This is a genomic window from Lactobacillus sp. OTU4228, assembly GCF_001006945.1.
GTDB lineage: Bacteria > Bacillota > Bacilli > Lactobacillales > Lactobacillaceae > Lactobacillus > Lactobacillus amylovorus.
Genome location: NZ_CDLD01000012.1, coordinates 210,718 through 227,845 on the forward strand (window position 1 = coordinate 210,718; position 17,128 = coordinate 227,845).

The window sequence follows — 17,128 nt, forward strand, 5'->3', positions numbered from 1 at the left end:
TATTATTTTGTAGGCTTATACTTCTTAACTAGAGAGAAGAAGCCTGCTGTAGAAAGAGTTAGAAAACATAGATAGAGGTTTTTTATGGCAAAAACATCACGAATTATTCGTAATCGAAAAGTAGCAAAATTTTCAACCAGAGAATACACTCGCTGTGAACGTTGCGGTCGACCATATTCCGTTTATCGCAAGTTTGGTCTTTGCAGAGAATGCATGAGAGATTTGGCTCATAAAGGTCAACTCCCTGGTATTAAGAAAGCTAGTTGGTAAAAATTACAGCAAGCCTGATGAATTCAGGTCTTTTTTGTTAAGATTTATTTTTTCTTATAAAATTAACAGCATTATTTTTGGTACAGTAAAAACAGTATTGAAATAAGATTGATAGGAAAGAGTTGTAATGGATAAATTTCACTTTACCAAATGGGAAAAAATATTTTTAGTGTTGGCTTTTTTAGTCATCTTGATGCTGTTTGTTTCTAGTTCCATGACTTACCAGCAGCAGGAACTTCATGAAGGAGTCATGAATAAGCGATTCGGTTGGCTAGAGAATATAGTAGCCGGTTGGAATTTTACTTATGGCGGACGCGTGCATAATGTTCAAGTCGATGGTCGAGCAGGTCTTGCGCAATTTGTTTTGCGTAAAATGGCGCACTTTGGATCATATTTCTTGCTAGGTGGGTTTGGTTATTTAGGGATGCGCCGCATTTTTAAGATTAAATGGGTGGCACCGATTTTAACGTGGTTTATCACGATTGCATTAGCTGCTTTTGATGAGTACCACCAGTTTTTAACGGGCGATCGAACTCCTAGTGTCCATGACGTTATGCTTGATGGATTAGGTGCTCTTTGTGCAATTTTATTGGTAATGCTTGTCCTCTTTATTAGGAATAAATATCTGGCCAAGAAAAAACAGTTTAAATATTTGACACCATTGAATTTTTGAGTACTGTGAGTTAAGATAATAACGTTAATTAATATTAGAAAAAAGAAAGAAGGATCCTTATGTCAGGACATTCAAAATGGCACAATATTCAAGGCCGCAAGAATGCGCAAGACGCAAAGAGAGGTAAAGTTTTCCAAAAGTTATCTCGTGAAATTTACATGGCTGCAAAGAGTGGTGGTCCTGATCCTGATGGGAATCCTACATTACGTATGGTAATTGATAAGGCACGTTCAAACAACATGCCTAAGGATAACATCAAACGTGCGATCAAGAAGGCCGAAGGTGGATCAGAAGAACATTACGACGAAATCACTTACGAAGGCTACGCTCCAGGTGGTGTTGCTGTCTTTGTAGAAGCATTGACTGATAACAAGAACCGTACTGCTTCAGATGTTCGGGTTGCATTCACTCGTAATGGTGGTTCACTTGGTGCTACTGGTTCAGTTGCATACATGTTTGACCGTAAAGGCTACATCGTAATTGATCGTTCAACTACTGATGCTGACGAAGATCAAATGTTGCTTGATGTTATGGATGCTGGTGGCGATGATTTGCAAACTAGCGATGACGCATACGAAATCTACACTGATCCTAAGGAATTTGCAGCAGTTCGTGACGCTCTTATTAAGGATGGTTACAAGCTTGCTGATGCCGAATTAACTATGATTCCACAAAATACCACTCCTGTTCCAGCAGATAAGAAGGAACAATTTGAACACTTAGTTGATGCTTTGGAAGACAACGACGATGTTCAAAATGTCTACACTGCTGCAGCTGATGAAGACTAATTAAAATAAAAATAGCTTGGTCATGATGACTAAGCTATTTTTTGTGCCCTAATTTAATATTAGCTTAATTTACAAATGGCTTTAAATCAATGTTTTTAGCTATTTGTAAATTTTTTTATTTTTCTCAGAAAAAAATCGCCTTTTTTTGCGTAATAAATAGTGTGAGGTGAAAAAGGAGGTTTTTTATGAAAACTAAAAAGATTATCAATGAATTGCTTGTTTCTGCTGTGGCAAATAAAGTCAGTGATATTTTCTTTTTTCCGAAAAGAGAAGAGACAGTGGTCGAATTCAGAACAATTAGGGGCGTTGAAAGACAAAAATCTTTTCCAATAAATGAGGGACAAGAGATTATCAACTTCTTTAAATACAGTGCTCAAATGGATATTGCAGAACATCGTCGTCCGCAAGTTGGCGCGATGACTTTTACTGCAGATGAGCAAGAGTACTATTTGAGACTGTCTAGTTTGGGTGATTTTTCCGATCAAGAATCATTAGTAGTCAGAATTATTTATGGTATTGATCATAGTCAGTATTTTATGGACGAACAATTGGAAAAAATAAAGAGTTTAGCTTTGCGCAGGGGATTGATCATTACGAGTGGCCCGACAGGTTCTGGAAAGACTACTACGATGTACGAAGTTGCTAAAGAAATGAGCGAGAATAAGGTCGTGATGACGATTGAAGATCCAGTTGAAGTTCATGAAGCCACTTTTTTGCAATCACAGGTCAATAATGAAGCCGGGATTGACTATCAGAGCCTGCTTAAGGCAGCGTTGCGGCACCGTCCGGATATCTTGATTATTGGTGAAATCCGGGATGCTGGGACGGCGCGTCTAGCAGTGGATGCGGCCTTAAGTGGGCACTTAGTGTTTGCAACTGTTCACGCTAAAAGTACGCTGCAAACGGTATCCAGATTAGAAGGACTGGGCATTAGAAAAGATGAACTGGCAAACTGTTTAACCGCAGTTTCATATCAACGTTTAATGCCTAGCCATGAGCAGACAAAATGTTTGATTGATATTGCAAGTGGTGAGGTTTTGAAAGAAGCGATGGAGCAGGAAATCCGCGGAGAATTCATTGATTGGCAAAAGAATATGCACCTATTGCAGAAGGGAGGAGAAATTAGTGATGAGGTATATTGGCAATTCCAACAAGGATAAGCTGAATGGCGAGGAACAGTTGGCTTTTTTAGATTATTTAAAGCACAGTTTGGATAATGGTTTTTCACTGATTAGCTCAATTGAATTAATGCCGGCTCTGTGGCCTAAGAGAAAAGAACTAATGGGAAAATTAGCAATGCGGATGAAAGAGGGGGCTAATTTTAGTAGCGAATTAGTGAAACTGGGCTTTTCTAAGACAACGGTGACCCAGGTTAATTTGGCCTTGCAGCAGGGAAATCTAACGGAATGCCTGAATCAGCTGGCAACTTTAAATCGCTTAAAACAAGAACAAGTTAAGAAATTGCGATCGGAACTGTCATATCCGTTTGTTTTAGCAATTATGATGGTGGTTTTGCTGGTGTTCCTGCAATCGTTTATTTCTACGCAGTTTAGCGATACTAGTGAACATTCTGGGGATCTAGTAATGCTGGTATTGATAGGTCTAGTTTTAGTAGGAATTTATTTTTTAGCCAAGATCGTAACTTTGCTGAATAAGCAAGATTATGACTCGATGAAGAAGCTGGTGAAGTATCCGATTATTGGACCAGTTATTAAGCTATATGTGAATTATTTGTTGGTCTATGATATCGGGATGCTTTTGGCTAGTGGATTTTCATTGCAGCGAATGTGTGAATATGCTTCAGAACAAGAAGAGGGATCATTGCAGCAGGCTTTGGGTCAGAAGATTGGCAGTCAACTAGCTGAAGGGAAGAACTTGGAAGAGATCATTAAGCAGGAAGAATTCTTGCCTAATAGTTTGTTGATCATGTTGCAGACGGGATCGGAAAGAAAGAGCTTGAGTCAGAGATGCTTGGTTTTGGGACGCAGTCTGTTTATTGATTTAACAGGAAAAGTAGAGAAGCTGGTCGTGAATGTACAACCAATTTGTTTTATTTTGATTGGCGTCTGCATTATTGGGATGTATTTGAAATTGTTGTTACCGATGTATTCGATGATGCAGGGGATTTAGGAGGATAGAAATGAAGAAAAGATTGAAACAATATTTGTTGAATATTTTAGCAAAGAGCCGCCGACAAGAAGGCTTTACTTTGATTGAAATGGTTGTGGTGATTGCTATTATCGTAATTTTGATTTTGCTCATTGTGCCAAATTTGATTGGACAAAAGCAGAAGGCGGAAGACAAGTCTATGGATGCGTTTAGAAATACGATTTTGACGCAAGTAGAGTTGTATAAGGATGATCATCCAGAAAAGAAAAACATAAGTTTAGAAGACTTAGAAGGTGATCACTATTTAACTTCAGATCAGGTAAAAAAAGCAAAGAAAAATAATATAACCGTAGAAAATGTTAATAAACCGCAATAATTTACCCGCTTTTTCCTTAATCGAAACAATAATCACCTTAGGTATCTGCTGTGGCATATTACTAATCGGAACTTTACAACTGAAAAAGTACCAAGAACGTCTGATTTTCGATAATACCGTTAAAGAAGTTACTACTGCAATCGATCAAGCTTCAAGAGTTAGCACAATCACGGGAGAGGGCGTAGTAATTATTTTTTCACAAAGTGAATATTACTTGAGACTCAGCGGGAGAACAAGTAACAAAAAAGTTGATATCGATGAAAACATGGAAATATCAGGACTTAGAAATTTTCATTTTGATAAACACGGCTATTCATCACCTGGTACTGTGACCTTCACGGGGTATGGGATGGAAAAGAAAATAAAGTACCAAATGCTATGGGGACGGGTGCTAAAATGAGGAAAGTAAAAGGATTCTTAATGGCGGAAAGTATTGTTGCACTGATTATTGCTACTGTTGCCGTAAGCTGTATGTATTTGACGGTTGCCGAAAGTCAAGAGAACGGAAGAGAGATTGAGCTAAAAACAGATCGCGCTTATGCCTACCATGTTTTACAAGAAAGCAATCTAAATCAAGTTACGGTTCACGATCGAATTTATGAAAAGGCAGGGCATAACTATGTTTATGATCGGGATGCAAAACAAGAATTCGCAGTTGAAGACTAAAGGCTTTGTGCTTGCTGAAGCAATCTTTTCCTTATTTGTGACCATGCTAGTCTTATTCATTTTGCAGAATTTATTATTAAGCGTTAAAAAGGCTAACCTGAGTGAAAATCAACATATGAATGAAGTTGCTTATGCATATGTGCAATTAGATCGCTACATGTACGATGAAGATACTAAGATGGTTTATCCGTTAGTAAATGAAGGAAAAGCTAAAAGTGCAACATTCGTCAAAGTAAATAAAGATAAAAGTGAAGTAGAATACAAGATTGAATATTATTTGTCAAAACGCGTTTTAAAAGTTTCCAAATCTAACGGTGGTGGTTACATGCCGTTAATTTTTAATGTCCAGAGTGCCAAATTTATTACTAGAAAAGATAAGATTATCATTCGCATTAATGAGTACAACAAGGGAGAATCTGATTTAGTCTTTCAACTTGATGAAGAACCAGATGAGGATAGGAATGTTAGAAAGAATAAAAAAGAAGACCAAGGTAAAAGGAAGCGCGCTATTTAGCAGCATCTTAGTATTAATCACGACATTATTGTTTATTAAAATGTATCAGGATATCTATCAAACCAGCATGGAAAACAATATCTTACTTATTAAATATCTATCTAATTAAATGACTTTTCTTGCACCTCAACTTGCCTTTCTTTAAAATATTAAAGGTAATGGAGGGCTACTAGATGGAAAATTTTGAAAAACTTTTTAATCAATTTTTAGATTGCGTACAAACTTTGCAAAATGCATTGAATGTTTCATTTACAGAAGCATTGGTTGAAACATTTGACAATTTAGAACAAGGCAAGATAAAAGTCGAAAACGGTGCACCCGATGAAAAGACCGTCGAAGAATTAAGCAAGAAGTATCAAGCAATTGATTATGATCACATCAGTCAAAAAGATAAGGCACAAGTATTTACTTTTTTGACCTTAAAGGCAGTTAATGACGATGGCTTAGATGCTAACCAAATGCCAACACCACCAGCTATTTCTACTGTTGTAGCAATGCTGATGCATAAGTTGCTTAAAGATGAAAAGATGGAAATCGTAGATCCAGCAGTTGGTACAGGGAACTTGCTCTTCTCAATAATTTCTCAATTGAAGGCTTTAAATCATTCCAAAGACAACTATCAATTAGTTGGAATTGATAACGACGAAGAAATGTTGAACTTAACGGACGTTGCTGCTCACTTAAATGACATTGATATTGAGCTCTACTGTCAAGATGCTTTAATGCCTTGGATGTGTCCTAATGCTGATGCGATTGTCAGCGATTTGCCAATTGGCTATTACCCAATTGATGAGAACGCTAAGAACTTTGAAAATCATGCTAAAAAGGGTCACTCATTTGCTCATTTATTATTGATTGAACAAATTATCAAGAATCTTAAGTCAGATGGTTATGCTTTCTTAGTTGTTCCTAATTCAATTTTGTCCGGTAAGATTGGTGCGGACTTTATGCCATGGCTCACCAAAAAGGTATATTTGAAGGCGATCGTAGAATTGCCTGATGATATGTTCAGAAATAAATTTAATCAAAAGTCTATTCTTGTCTTCCAAAATCATGGTTCAGAAGCTAAACCTAGTGAAGTTTTGTTGACCAAGTTGGATTCATTGAAGAAAGAACAATCTTTGATTCAATTTAATGTGAAATTGAACGAGTGGTATACTAAAATCAATCATTAATTCGTAAAGCACGTAACTTTATTGAAAGTAGAGGAATTTATTTTTATGGAAAAAGTTTTGGCAATCAACTCTGGTAGTTCATCTTTCAAGTACAAGCTATTTTCTTTGCCAGATGAAAAAGTAATTGCAAAAGGAATGGCCGATCGTGTAGGCCTTGATGATGCTTCATTTGAAATTAAATTGGCTGATGGAACAAAGCATGTTGAAAAAACAGAAATTTCAGATCAAGAAGCTGCAGTTAGTTTATTGCTTAGATTCTTGAAGCAATTTAATGTTGTTGAAGATTTAAATGAAATTGTTGGTGTTGGTCACCGTGTAGTTAATGGTGGTGAATTCTTTAAAGATTCAACTATCATTACTAAGGAAAACCTTCACAAAATTTATGAATTGGAAGATTATGCTCCACTTCATAACCCAGCAGAAGGTCGCGGCATTGAAGCATTTATGAACGTATTGCCAAACGTTCCTCAAGTTGCTGTCTTTGATACAACTTATCACCGTGCTCTTGATCCAGTACATTACTTATATTCTCTTCCATACGAATATTATGAAAAATACGGCGTACGTAAGTATGGTGCACATGGTACTTCAGTTCGCTATGTTGCCCCACGTGCCGCAGATATGATGGGCAAAGATCTTAAAGATTTAAAATTAATTGTATGTCACTTGGGTTCAGGTGCTTCAATCACTGCTGTTAAGGATGCAAAATCATATGATACTTCAATGGGCTTTAGTCCACTTGCTGGTATTACTATGGCTACGCGTTCAGGTGATATTGATCCATCTCTTATCCAACACTTAATGCATGTTGAACATAAATCAATGGATGAAATGATCTATATGTTGAACCATAAATCTGGTTTGTTAGGTCTTTCTGGTATTTCACCAGACATGCGTGACGTTAGAGAAAGCGATAGCGACCGTGCTAAGTTAGCTAGAAACATCTTTATTAACCGTATTGTTCGCTATGTTGGTTCATACATTGCTGAAATGGGTGGTGTAGATGGAATTATCTTTACCGCCGGTATTGGTGAACACGACATGGGCGTACGCGAGGCTGTAATGGATGCATTTAAGTACATGGGTGTAGATCCAGATTACGAAGCTAACAATAAAATCAGTGAAGGCTTTATTACTAAGCCCGATTCTAAGGTTAAAGTAATGGTTATTCCAACCAATGAAGAATTAATGATTGAACGTGACGTTGTTCGTTTAACTCACATTAATTAAGCCTTTTTGTTCACACATTGTGTAGGTCTATGCTACAATAGTAGAGTCTCAAGGGGATGTTTTGGGATTCGACAGGCGTAGACCCGCATTGACTGCGGTTCGTAGGTTACGTCTACGTAAAAACGTTACAGTTAAATATAACTGCAAATAACAAAAATTCTTACGCATTAGCTGCTTAATTTAGCGCATGCGTTGCTCTTTGTCGGTTTACTCGTGGCTGACACTGAGTATCAACTTAGCGAGTTACGTTTAACTACCTCACCTGAATAGTTGAAAAGAGTCTTAGCAGGTTAGCTAGTCCATACTAGCCCTGTTATATGGCGTTTTGGACTAGTGAAGTTCAAGTAATATAACTATGATCGTAGAGGTCAGTGACGAGATGCGTTTGGACAGGGGTTCAATTCCCCTCATCTCCATAGATAAGAAGAAAGCTTTGTTAGGAAAGTATCCTAGCAAAGCTTTTTTATTATTTTTTTACTATAACTTTTAGTTATTTACTAATGCTAAAAATAAGTATTAAACATTATTGGCAAGGGCTTGTACAATTATCATAGTTAAAAGCGAAATTAAGCATATTAAATACACGGAGAAAAATAATGAGAGGAATTAAGAATAGATATTTTGAAGGGGAAAGAATCCTTTACGGCTTAAATGACGCCAACTTAGAAGGTATAACTTTTGGTGAAGGTGAATCACCATTAAAAGAAGCAACAAATATTACTTTAAAAAATTCAATTTTTAAGTGGAAATATCCTCTTTGGTACGATGAAAATGTCAATGTAGAAAATACAACTTTCGAAACAATGTCTAGAAGTGGTATTTGGTACACTAAAAATATTTCAATTAAAAACAGTGCGTTGCAAGCACCAAAGTTGTTCAGAAGAGCTAGCCATATCACTTTAGATAATGTTCATTTTGCTGATGCTGAAGAAACAATGTGGATTTGTGACGATATTAGAATTACTAATTCTCAAATCAACGGTGATTATTTTGGTAAAGATAGTAAAAATATTTACCTTGACAATGTAAGTGTAATTGGCAACTACGTCTTTGACGGTGCCGAAAATATTGAAGTTCATAATTCAACTTTTGTATCTAAAGATGCGTTTTGGAACTGTAAGAACGTTACAATTTATGATTCAATTATTGATGGTGAATATTTAGCTTGGAATACTAACAATATTAAGTTCATTAATTGTAAAATTGAAAGTGATCAAGGATTAAATTATATTGATCAACTTGAAATCAAAAATAGTTCACTCATCCATACAGATTTGGCTTTTGAAAAAGTTTCTAACATGGATGTGGAACTGGATGCCAAAATTGATAGTGTAAAGAATCCAATTTCAGGTAAGCTTGTCGCTCCTGAAATCGGTACTTTAATCATGGATCCTAACAAGATTGATCCTGCAAAGACGATTATTGATTGTCCAAAAATTGGTAAAAAGGTTGATCAATCAGATATGAATCAAGAACCAAAGGACTGGTGATAATATGCAATATGATTTTGTAAATGCTCCAGACAGAACGCATACTGATTCTGTAAAGTGGGATGTTAAGCCAGGCGAATTACCAATGTGGATCGCAGACATGGACTTTAAGACTGCACCGGAAATAACTGCTGCGATGAAAGAAAAAATTGCTTTGGGTGCATTTGGCTATGAATTTCCTAAAGATGATTACTTTAATGCAGTAGCTGATTGGTATGAAACTGAACACAACCATCGTCCAAAAAATGAATGGATGATTTTTACTACAGGTGTTGTACCAGCAATTTCTTCAATTGTTCGTCGTATTTCACACATCGGTGACAATGTCTTAGTACAAGAACCTGTTTACAATATTTTTTATAATTCCATTTTGAATAATGGACGTCACGTTTTATCAGGTGATTTGCAATTCGACGGTGAAAAATATGCAGTCGATTGGCAAGACTTAGAACAAAAGTTAGCTGAGCCTTTGACTACCTTAATGATTTTCTGCAATCCTCATAATCCAGTGGGCAAGGTTTGGACGGCAGAAGAAGTACAAAGAATCGCAGATTTGTGTCACAAGCATCACGTAACTTTGCTCTCAGATGAAATTCACGGCGATTTAGTTAGAAAGGGCCCTGATTATACACCAGCATTTTCAGTTGAGGTTCCAGCTAAGCAGAGCGTGATCTCACTTGTTTCACCAAGTAAGACCTTTAATGTGGCTGCTCTTCACGCCGCTACTGCAATTGTTCCAGACGAAAATTTGCGTGAAATGGTGAGCCGCGGCTTAAATAGCGATGAAGTAGCTGAACCTAATCTGTTAGCTATTCCCGCAACCATTGCTGCTTATGAACAAGGCCATGACTGGCTGAAGGGATTGAAAGCACAATTAAATGATAATTTTGATTATGCAGCTGAATTTATTCAGGCTAAAATCCCAACTGCAAAGGTGATTTCAGGTACCGCTACTTACTTAATGTGGATTGATGTACATGAAATAACTGATAACTCAGAAAAACTAGTTAACTTTATTAGAGAAGAAACTGGTTTGATTGTTTCTGCCGGTAGTATTTATCGCGGTGATGGTCATGACTTTATCCGGATTAATTTGGCTTGTCCACTAGAAATGGTTAAAGATGGGATGGACCGTTTAGCCACAGGAATTAGTAAGTATAGCAAATGGCTTTACATGTAAAGAAAAAAGTAGATATATAATTGAGAAAAGGGTTTCATTTCTTTTGCCTTAAAGTATATACTTTATATGAGGTGATTTAGATGGAACCATTATTTTTAAACCCGTACTTTAGACCTAAGATTTGGGGCGGACGTAAATTAAAAGATATTTTCAACTATGATATTCCAGATGGAAAAGTCGGTGAAGCTTGGATTATTTCTGGCTACAAGGACGATGCTTCTACTGTAACTGAAGGCCCACTTAAGGGTATGTCACTTAGAGATGTTTACTTGAAGCACCCAGAACTTTTTGGCAATCCTAAAGCTAAGGAATTTCCACTTTTGGTAAAATTCTTGGATGCCAACGATAACTTATCAGTTCAAGTACACCCAGATGATGATTATGCTCGCAAGGTAGAAAACGACTCAGGTAAAACTGAAAGTTGGTATGTCATGCAAGCTGATCCAGGTGCCTACATTATTTACGGTCACCATGCAAAGACGCGTGAAGAATTAGCAGACATGATTCACAAAGGTGAATGGGACAAGTTGCTTAGAAAGGTTCCAGTAAAAGCTGGCGACTTCTTCTACGTTCCAGCAGGTACTATTCACGCTTTGACTAAGGGATGCTTGGTAATTGAAACCCAACAATCAAGTGATGTAACTTACCGTTTGTATGACTATGATCGTGTTGATAAGAAGACTGGCAAGAAGCGTGAACTTCATACCCAAAAGTCAATTGATGTCACGACTGTACCACATGTTGATCCAAAACTTGATGTAAAAACTAACAAGGATCAAGACGCAGAAATCAAGACTTTGGTAGAACCACCAGTTTCACCACACTTCTACTTATGGCAAATTGATCTTGACGGTACTTGGAAGACCAGTTTAAACGATCACCCATACTTGTTAGTTTCAGTAATCAAGGGTGAAGGTAAACTTGAAGCTGACGGTAAATCATATGATTTAAAGATGGGAACTAATTTAATTATTCCAAATGAGATGAAGAAATTCACATTCACTGGTAAAATGAGAATAGTTATGTCTGCACCTGGTGAGGAATAACCGTTTTAATTTATCAGAATTAGGAGTGAGAATTTGTGATCTATGTCGCTTGTGGCTTAATTATGATGGTGATTGGGATACTTTGGCTGATTTCGCCAGCTAAAAGACCTAATCGAATTTATGGTTATTTATCTTATCTGGCGCAAGTCAATAAAGAGAGCTTTAAATTTGCCCAAAGAAGGGCGAGTTTATATTGTATTCTCTTTGGCTTGATTCAAGTTGTGATTGGTTTAATTATTCACTTTTTGAATTGGGATCGCTATTTTCTCATTTGGTTATTAACTTTTTATTTGTTTATCTTGTTGCCAATTGTTTATACAGAAAAAAGCTTGAAAAAGTTTCTGCTTAAACGACACGAATTGCCACCTGACTATGTCGATCCCGATAAAGTGAAACGTCAAAGAACAAAGGGATTTAGGGATCGATAATGAGTTTGAAAATATTAATGGTTGAAGATGACAATTCCGTCGCTGAAATGATGGGAATGTTTTTCAAAAAAGAAGGCTGGGAACAAGATATTGCTGTCGACGGTGTCGAAGCCGTCGATATGTTTAAAGAAAATGCGGATAAGTATGATTTGATTACGCTAGACTTGAATTTGCCTAAAAAAGACGGAATTCAAGTGGCCAAGGAAGTAAGAGCAATTTCTCCTACTGTTCCAATTATCATGCTTACTGCAAGAGGCAGTGAATCAGATCAAGTACTCGGTTTAGGTATCGGAGCCGACGAGTATGTCACTAAGCCTTTTAGTCCAATTGCTTTAATTGCTAGAATTAAGGCTCTTCATCGTCGAGTAATGATGGAGGAAAAGCCTGCACTTCCGCAAGAAAAGAAGCAAGACTATGATATTGAAACTGAGCACTTAAAGATTTCAAAGAGTAGACGTGAAGTCTTATTCGACGCTCAGCCTGTGATCGATTTAACACCTAAAGAATTTGACTTGCTTTATACGATGGCACAAAAGCCTAAGCAAGTCTTTTCGCGTGATCAGCTTTTGGAATTGGTGTGGGGCTATGAATATTATGGTGAGGAAAGAACCGTAGATGCCCACATTAAGAAGTTGCGTCAAAAGCTCGAAAAGGTTGGAGCTAAAGTGATCCAAACTGTTTGGGGCGTCGGTTATAAATTTGATGATTCACAGGCAAAATAATGAAATTAATTTATCAAAACATGCTAGGTTTCTTACTGATAATCGTAACGACTATTTCGATTATTGGTTATTCCGAAATTGGTTATGCGCGTAATCAAGCGTATATGCAAAATTATCAGCGAATGGAAGGCTATGCAGAATCGCTAGGTGATTTGGCTGAAGCTGATGGAAAAAATGGCACGGCACTGCTTAATAATAATTTCTTAAATCAATTAGAGTTTGTGTTGCATGGTGAAGATGTTCATTTGCGTATTTTTAATGATAAAAACGAGCAAATCTATCCTAAGGTTAATGCCAAAGTTCAACTGTCCAAGAACGTTTTTGCTACGTTAAAGACAGGCCAAGAAATTCGTATTCAAAATAATCATAATGAACAATCACCTATTAGGTCCACTAAGGATGCATATACTGGTGTGCTTGTTCCTTGGATGAATGGTAAAAACTTAGTAGGTGTAGCTTGGATTAGTTCACGAGTTACTCATGTTGAACGACCAATTTACATGGCTAAACGTAATTTGCTGAGAGCATTATTAATGACCGTGGCAGTTGGTTTGATCTTAAGTTTTATTATTTCATATTATTCAACCAAACGAATCAAGCGGCTCTCTCGGGCAACACAAAAGGTTGCTTCTGGTAACTTTAATGTGCAGATTCAACATAAAGATAGCGATGAAATTGACCAGTTAGCAGAGAACTTCAATAAGATGGTTCAAGCTTTAAAACGGTCCAATGAGGAAGTTAAGGCGCAAGAAAAACGGCGAGATCAATTTATGGCAGATGCGGCTCATGAAATGAGAACGCCGCTAACTACGATTAACGGCATTTTAGAAGGCTTGCAATATGATGCGATTCCAGAAGAATCTAAACCAAAATCGATTGCTTTGATGCAGAGAGAAACTAAGCGTTTAATTCGTCTGGTTAATGAAAATCTGGATTACGAAAAGATTCGCAATAATCAAATCAATTTGATTAAGACCAACTTCAATGCCACACCAATTTTGCAAGATCTGAAATCTCAGCTTAGTCAAAATGCTGAAAAGGCCAATGATGAGCTGGAAGTAATAGCTCCTGATGATTTGCCAATCTATGCTGATCGTGATCGTTTCACTCAAGTAATGGTCAACTTGGTTCAAAATGCCATTCAGTTTACCCATGATGGCAAGATCGAAATTAAAGGAGAACGCATGGTACATGCGACTGTGCTGTCAGTTAAAGATAATGGTATTGGAATGAGCAAAGATCAAATTAAGTATATCTTTGAACGTTTCTTCAAGGCTGATCCGTCTAGAGCACGAATGGGCACGGGAGAATCCGGTCTAGGTTTAGCGATAGTATCATCTTTAATTAAGCAACATGGTGGTAAAGTAACTGTTGAATCAGAGCCTGGCAAAGGTTCGACATTTACCGTAGTTTTTTATGATAAAGGCTTTGAACAATTTGTTGAAAAATAAAAAAATAGTCTGGAAATATTTTTCCAGGCTATTTTTATTGGTCATCTTCACTGCTACTGCTTGTAGCGGAATTTTTACTGCTGTTGTTTTTTATCACTTCAGAGACTTGATCAATTTCCTCTTGGCGCCCTTTTAGTTCTGGTGCATCAGTTTTATAGAGGCTAGTAGTTGAACCGTGGTGTCTGCTATAGAGGGAAGTAGAATGGCCTGCAAGTTGCTGTCTAATATTGATCATTCTTTGATAGTTCTCAGAATAATTAAATTGATCTGGATCTACTGGGATAAAGCCCTTAGGCGTGTAGAAGCGCAACAGGTTGTGATTGTTTAATAGATCTGAGTAGCGCAAGGAGTTTTTACCTTTTTTGGCTAGTTCCGCAATTTCTTTCTTTTCTTGAGGGGTAAAGTTGATAATCTGTTTACCATTTTTACGGTCATAGACAGTACCCTTGATTCCTTTAGCACCAACAATGATGTACTTAGAACTAACGATTGTGCCGTTTCTAAAGACTACCCAATTTTGTCTGTGAGGTGAAAGTAAGTCATTTCCGAATTGAACGTAGTCTTTTGTATTAACGCCAAGCAAATGAAGTAGAGTAGGTAAAACGTCAATTTCACCACCGACTTCATGATTGATTTGTCCCTTAAGATTATTAGCATGAATCATGAATGGCACACGTTGCATTTGGACGTTGTTGTAAGTATTCCAAGTATCAGAACTTTCGCCGATAATTGGAGCTAAAGTTTCATTTTCTGAATTACTTAAACCATAGTGGTCACCATAAATTACTACCATGGTATTCTTGTATAAACCAGAAGATTTAAGGTAATTGAAGAATTCATGAATTGCTTCATCAAGGTAGTGAGCCGTTACAAAATAATTATTGATGGTTTGATCCGTAGTATTTGTAGTCTTAAAGTTAGGATCTTGATCTTCTTTATCCAAATTGAACGGAATGTGGTTAGTAACCGTAATAAATTTAGTGTAGAACGGTTGCTGCATCTGCTCTAGGTATTTAATACTTTCGGCAAAGAACAGTTTATCTTTTAAACCATAGCCACTAGCATCTTTAGGCTGTGTAGAGTAATAGTTTTTGTCGAAGAAATAATTGTAGCCCATGTTTTTATAGACATCATTTCTGTTCCAAAAAGTACCTACGTTGCCATGGAAGACGGCTGAAGTGTAACCATCCTGGCGCAAAATTTGAGGTGCGGCCTGGAATGTATTTTCTGAACCCAATGAAGTAAAAAGCGAACCGTCTGAAATACCATATGTGCCAGTTTCAAGCATGTTTTCTGCATCACTGGTACGGCCTAGACCTACTTGATGGTAAAAGTTACTGAAGCTGATGGTATGTTTATTCTTGTATAACGAGTTTAAAAATGGGGTTACTTCTTTACCGTTAACCTTAAGATTGATCAAAAACTGTTGGAAACTTTCAAGGTGAATCACGATTACATTGCGATTTTTCTCAATGCCAAAATATGAAGAAGAAGGAGCGGCATAATTTTGCTTGGTGAAATTCAGAATATTGTTTAAATCTGAAGCATTAGCATTTCTGGTTACCTGACCATTTTGAGCACTTTTAATTCCGTCATAAGCGGTAAAAGTATCGACACCTAAATATTTAACTACGTAGGAACGATCAAAAGTATTACGCAAAAGTCGAGGACGAGACGTTTCGGCTAATAAGATGTTTAAGGTGGTCAGAAGTGCACCAATGGAGGTAATAGCCAAAGACATTGATAAACCGTATGACTTTTGATCAATTTTAATTTTATGAATGATCAAAAGGGTAATGATGATGACTAGATCTATCCAAATAATGATATCGCTGGGATGAAGCAGGGCAACGGTACTTTTACCTAATCCCTGTGATACTTTGCCAGCATTGGTCATTGTTTTGATGGTTAGGAAATCCGTGAATTGCCGGTAGTAAATGATGTTGGCAAATAATAATGCAGTATTGGCAAAATCCATCACCAGCATTGCAATGTATGACACGATTGGTCTTGGAAAATAAAAACCGATACTGATAAGGATGATTGCTGTTCCGATAGGACTGAGCCACATGATAATGTGCTGATAAGGATCAGTTAGTCCTAAATTAAAGTCGAAATAAGCAGCAAAAATGTATTTTACCCAAAAGCAGAAAACTAGCAGTGCTAAAAAGCCAGGTCTAGTTTGGATAAAAGCGATGATTTTCTTTTTCTTCATATAATTAACTCCTTAACAAACATTAATTTTAAAGGTTAAGCTGGGTTAAAACAATGTTTTGCTAATAGTTATCTCTTTTTTAATAATTTAGTTATTAAAAAGTGGGTATAATTTTATAGGAATAACTTGGAAAGAGGCAGAGCATGCTATTTTTTGGCCCAATATATAATTTTCTAGCAAAACAATATGCGACCAGTATCAATCATTTCGCTTTAGTTAAGTTGACTTTAATGGCATTAGATAAAACAGTTTTTTATTTTTTGATTTTTGCTGTTTTACGCTTAATCTGGCTTCTTTTTATTCGCAGAAGACGTTCACTTAAATCAGAAGCTAGTGTTTGGATATTTGCATTTTATATGATTCTGGTTTTGATGTTAACGACTTTCCGAGATACGTATTTCCCTTGGCAGCTCGTTTTTAATTTCAACAGGCCACTTAGCGATGTTAATTTAGTCTTTATGAAAGAAACCTGGAAATTAGTGTATGCTCCTAGCAGGCTGGACTTCTTTTATAATTCATTCGGCAATATTCTTTGCCTTGTACCATTTGGTATCCTGTTTCCAATTGTATTTTCCAAGAAGCAGTCGTTTGTTAAGACTGTGTTAATAGGGATGCTCTTTTCAATTAGTATTGAAACTTTGCAGTTTTTATTGGAAACCGGCGTAAGCGATATTGATGATGTCTTCTTTAATACCTGCGGTGCCATTTTAGGCTATTTAATTTATCGTTTGTTTCGAAAAAAATGAATGCGCTTGTACTTTGAGACTGGTATTCATTAAATAAGATTGTTAAAAT

General features: G+C 36.7%; 19 protein-coding genes and 1 other RNA gene. 19 read left to right on the top strand and 1 reads right to left on the bottom strand.

The genetic code is table 11. The features are described 5' to 3' along the window. Window positions 1–84: 84 nt before the first annotated feature. The 18 genes from BN1206_RS09395 to BN1206_RS03380 all read left to right on the top strand — a co-directional run bounded on the left by BN1206_RS09395 (window position 85) and on the right by BN1206_RS03380 (window position 14,118). A complete protein-coding gene (locus tag BN1206_RS09395) occupies window positions 85–270 on the top strand; it encodes a type Z 30S ribosomal protein S14 (protein WP_013437536.1) in 186 nt (61 codons plus the stop codon). A gap of 127 nt (window positions 271–397) precedes the next feature. After that, on the top strand, window positions 398–943 hold the full coding sequence (locus BN1206_RS03305; RefSeq protein ID WP_013437537.1) for a VanZ family protein: 546 nt from the start codon (window positions 398–400) through the stop codon (window positions 941–943). A gap of 59 nt (window positions 944–1,002) precedes the next feature. Then, on the top strand, window positions 1,003–1,731 hold the full coding sequence (locus tag BN1206_RS03310; RefSeq protein ID WP_013437538.1) for a YebC/PmpR family DNA-binding transcriptional regulator: 729 nt from the start codon (window positions 1,003–1,005) through the stop codon (window positions 1,729–1,731). 185 nt (window positions 1,732–1,916) lie between these two features. Then, complete coding sequence (gene comGA, locus BN1206_RS03315) at window positions 1,917–2,891, top strand: competence type IV pilus ATPase ComGA (RefSeq protein ID WP_014565692.1); 975 nt, start codon at window positions 1,917–1,919, stop codon at window positions 2,889–2,891. Continuing rightward, on the top strand, window positions 2,860–3,861 hold the full coding sequence (locus BN1206_RS03320; RefSeq protein WP_052542909.1) for a type II secretion system F family protein: 1,002 nt from the start codon (window positions 2,860–2,862) through the stop codon (window positions 3,859–3,861). Before comGA ends, BN1206_RS03320 begins: the two co-directional genes overlap by 32 nt. Window positions 3,862–3,871: 10 nt before the next feature. Next, a complete protein-coding gene (gene comGC / locus BN1206_RS03325; protein WP_013437541.1) occupies window positions 3,872–4,216 on the top strand; it encodes a competence type IV pilus major pilin ComGC in 345 nt (114 codons plus the stop codon). Then, window positions 4,197–4,616 (top strand): hypothetical protein, encoded by a 420-nt coding sequence (locus BN1206_RS03330; protein WP_052542910.1) that lies wholly within the window; start codon window positions 4,197–4,199, stop codon window positions 4,614–4,616. Before comGC ends, BN1206_RS03330 begins: the two co-directional genes overlap by 20 nt. Beyond that, window positions 4,613–4,882 (top strand): hypothetical protein, encoded by a 270-nt coding sequence (locus tag BN1206_RS03335; protein WP_041808186.1) that lies wholly within the window; start codon window positions 4,613–4,615, stop codon window positions 4,880–4,882. The genes BN1206_RS03330 and BN1206_RS03335 overlap by 4 nt, the downstream gene beginning before the upstream one ends. Further along, on the top strand, window positions 4,842–5,396 hold the full coding sequence (locus BN1206_RS03340) for a ComGF family competence protein (RefSeq protein WP_369792929.1): 555 nt from the start codon (window positions 4,842–4,844) through the stop codon (window positions 5,394–5,396). The genes BN1206_RS03335 and BN1206_RS03340 overlap by 41 nt, the downstream gene beginning before the upstream one ends. Window positions 5,397–5,569: 173 nt before the next feature. Further along, window positions 5,570–6,571, top strand: a complete 1,002-nt coding sequence (locus tag BN1206_RS03345; protein ID WP_013437545.1) for a class I SAM-dependent methyltransferase — start codon at window positions 5,570–5,572, stop codon at window positions 6,569–6,571. A gap of 45 nt (window positions 6,572–6,616) precedes the next feature. Further along, window positions 6,617–7,801 (top strand): acetate/propionate family kinase, encoded by a 1,185-nt coding sequence (locus BN1206_RS03350; RefSeq protein WP_052542912.1) that lies wholly within the window; start codon window positions 6,617–6,619, stop codon window positions 7,799–7,801. A gap of 52 nt (window positions 7,802–7,853) precedes the next feature. Continuing rightward, window positions 7,854–8,220: a transfer-messenger RNA gene (gene ssrA / locus BN1206_RS09400) on the top strand. A gap of 177 nt (window positions 8,221–8,397) precedes the next feature. Beyond that, window positions 8,398–9,291 (top strand): DUF3737 family protein, encoded by an 894-nt coding sequence (locus tag BN1206_RS03355; RefSeq protein ID WP_014565707.1) that lies wholly within the window; start codon window positions 8,398–8,400, stop codon window positions 9,289–9,291. Between the two features lie 4 nt (window positions 9,292–9,295). After that, a complete protein-coding gene (locus BN1206_RS03360; protein WP_014565708.1) occupies window positions 9,296–10,471 on the top strand; it encodes a MalY/PatB family protein in 1,176 nt (391 codons plus the stop codon). An 80-nt stretch (window positions 10,472–10,551) separates the two neighbouring features. After that, complete coding sequence (gene manA / locus BN1206_RS03365; RefSeq protein WP_014565709.1) at window positions 10,552–11,517, top strand: mannose-6-phosphate isomerase, class I; 966 nt, start codon at window positions 10,552–10,554, stop codon at window positions 11,515–11,517. Window positions 11,518–11,552: 35 nt separating this feature from the next. Beyond that, a complete protein-coding gene (locus BN1206_RS03370) occupies window positions 11,553–11,945 on the top strand; it encodes an SdpI family protein (RefSeq protein ID WP_013437569.1) in 393 nt (130 codons plus the stop codon). Further along, window positions 11,945–12,667 carry a response regulator transcription factor gene (locus BN1206_RS03375; protein ID WP_022087672.1) on the top strand — a complete coding sequence of 241 codons (723 nt, stop codon included), beginning with the start codon at window positions 11,945–11,947 and terminating at the stop codon, window positions 12,665–12,667. Before BN1206_RS03370 ends, BN1206_RS03375 begins: the two co-directional genes overlap by 1 nt. After that, a complete protein-coding gene (locus BN1206_RS03380) occupies window positions 12,667–14,118 on the top strand; it encodes a sensor histidine kinase (protein ID WP_014565711.1) in 1,452 nt (483 codons plus the stop codon). The genes BN1206_RS03375 and BN1206_RS03380 overlap by 1 nt, the downstream gene beginning before the upstream one ends. A gap of 34 nt (window positions 14,119–14,152) precedes the next feature. Here the strand turns inward: BN1206_RS03380 and BN1206_RS03385 are convergent, their stop codons facing one another. Further along, entirely contained in the window at window positions 14,153–16,333 is a 2,181-nt protein-coding gene (locus BN1206_RS03385) for an LTA synthase family protein (protein ID WP_052542913.1), read from the bottom strand. 143 nt (window positions 16,334–16,476) lie between these two features. On the opposite strand from BN1206_RS03385, the gene BN1206_RS03390 reads away from it, so the two are divergent. Continuing rightward, complete coding sequence (locus BN1206_RS03390; RefSeq protein WP_013437573.1) at window positions 16,477–17,079, top strand: VanZ family protein; 603 nt, start codon at window positions 16,477–16,479, stop codon at window positions 17,077–17,079. Window positions 17,080–17,128 lie beyond the last annotated feature (49 nt).

Coding starts and splice junctions, on each gene's coding strand:
- BN1206_RS09395 (WP_013437536.1), top strand. CDS start 85: ATGGCAAAAACATCACGAATTATTCGTAATCGAAAAGTAGCAAAATTT.
- BN1206_RS03305 (WP_013437537.1), top strand. CDS start 398: ATGGATAAATTTCACTTTACCAAATGGGAAAAAATATTTTTAGTGTTG.
- BN1206_RS03310 (WP_013437538.1), top strand. CDS start 1,003: ATGTCAGGACATTCAAAATGGCACAATATTCAAGGCCGCAAGAATGCG.
- comGA (WP_014565692.1), top strand. CDS start 1,917: ATGAAAACTAAAAAGATTATCAATGAATTGCTTGTTTCTGCTGTGGCA.
- BN1206_RS03320 (WP_052542909.1), top strand. CDS start 2,860: ATGAGGTATATTGGCAATTCCAACAAGGATAAGCTGAATGGCGAGGAA.
- comGC (WP_013437541.1), top strand. CDS start 3,872: ATGAAGAAAAGATTGAAACAATATTTGTTGAATATTTTAGCAAAGAGC.
- BN1206_RS03330 (WP_052542910.1), top strand. CDS start 4,197: ATGTTAATAAACCGCAATAATTTACCCGCTTTTTCCTTAATCGAAACA.
- BN1206_RS03335 (WP_041808186.1), top strand. CDS start 4,613: ATGAGGAAAGTAAAAGGATTCTTAATGGCGGAAAGTATTGTTGCACTG.
- BN1206_RS03340 (WP_369792929.1), top strand. CDS start 4,842: ATGATCGGGATGCAAAACAAGAATTCGCAGTTGAAGACTAAAGGCTTT.
- BN1206_RS03345 (WP_013437545.1), top strand. CDS start 5,570: ATGGAAAATTTTGAAAAACTTTTTAATCAATTTTTAGATTGCGTACAA.
- BN1206_RS03350 (WP_052542912.1), top strand. CDS start 6,617: ATGGAAAAAGTTTTGGCAATCAACTCTGGTAGTTCATCTTTCAAGTAC.
- BN1206_RS03355 (WP_014565707.1), top strand. CDS start 8,398: ATGAGAGGAATTAAGAATAGATATTTTGAAGGGGAAAGAATCCTTTAC.
- BN1206_RS03360 (WP_014565708.1), top strand. CDS start 9,296: ATGCAATATGATTTTGTAAATGCTCCAGACAGAACGCATACTGATTCT.
- manA (WP_014565709.1), top strand. CDS start 10,552: ATGGAACCATTATTTTTAAACCCGTACTTTAGACCTAAGATTTGGGGC.
- BN1206_RS03375 (WP_022087672.1), top strand. CDS start 11,945: ATGAGTTTGAAAATATTAATGGTTGAAGATGACAATTCCGTCGCTGAA.
- BN1206_RS03380 (WP_014565711.1), top strand. CDS start 12,667: ATGAAATTAATTTATCAAAACATGCTAGGTTTCTTACTGATAATCGTA.
- BN1206_RS03385 (WP_052542913.1), bottom strand. CDS start 16,333: ATGAAGAAAAAGAAAATCATCGCTTTTATCCAAACTAGACCTGGCTTT.
- BN1206_RS03390 (WP_013437573.1), top strand. CDS start 16,477: ATGCTATTTTTTGGCCCAATATATAATTTTCTAGCAAAACAATATGCG.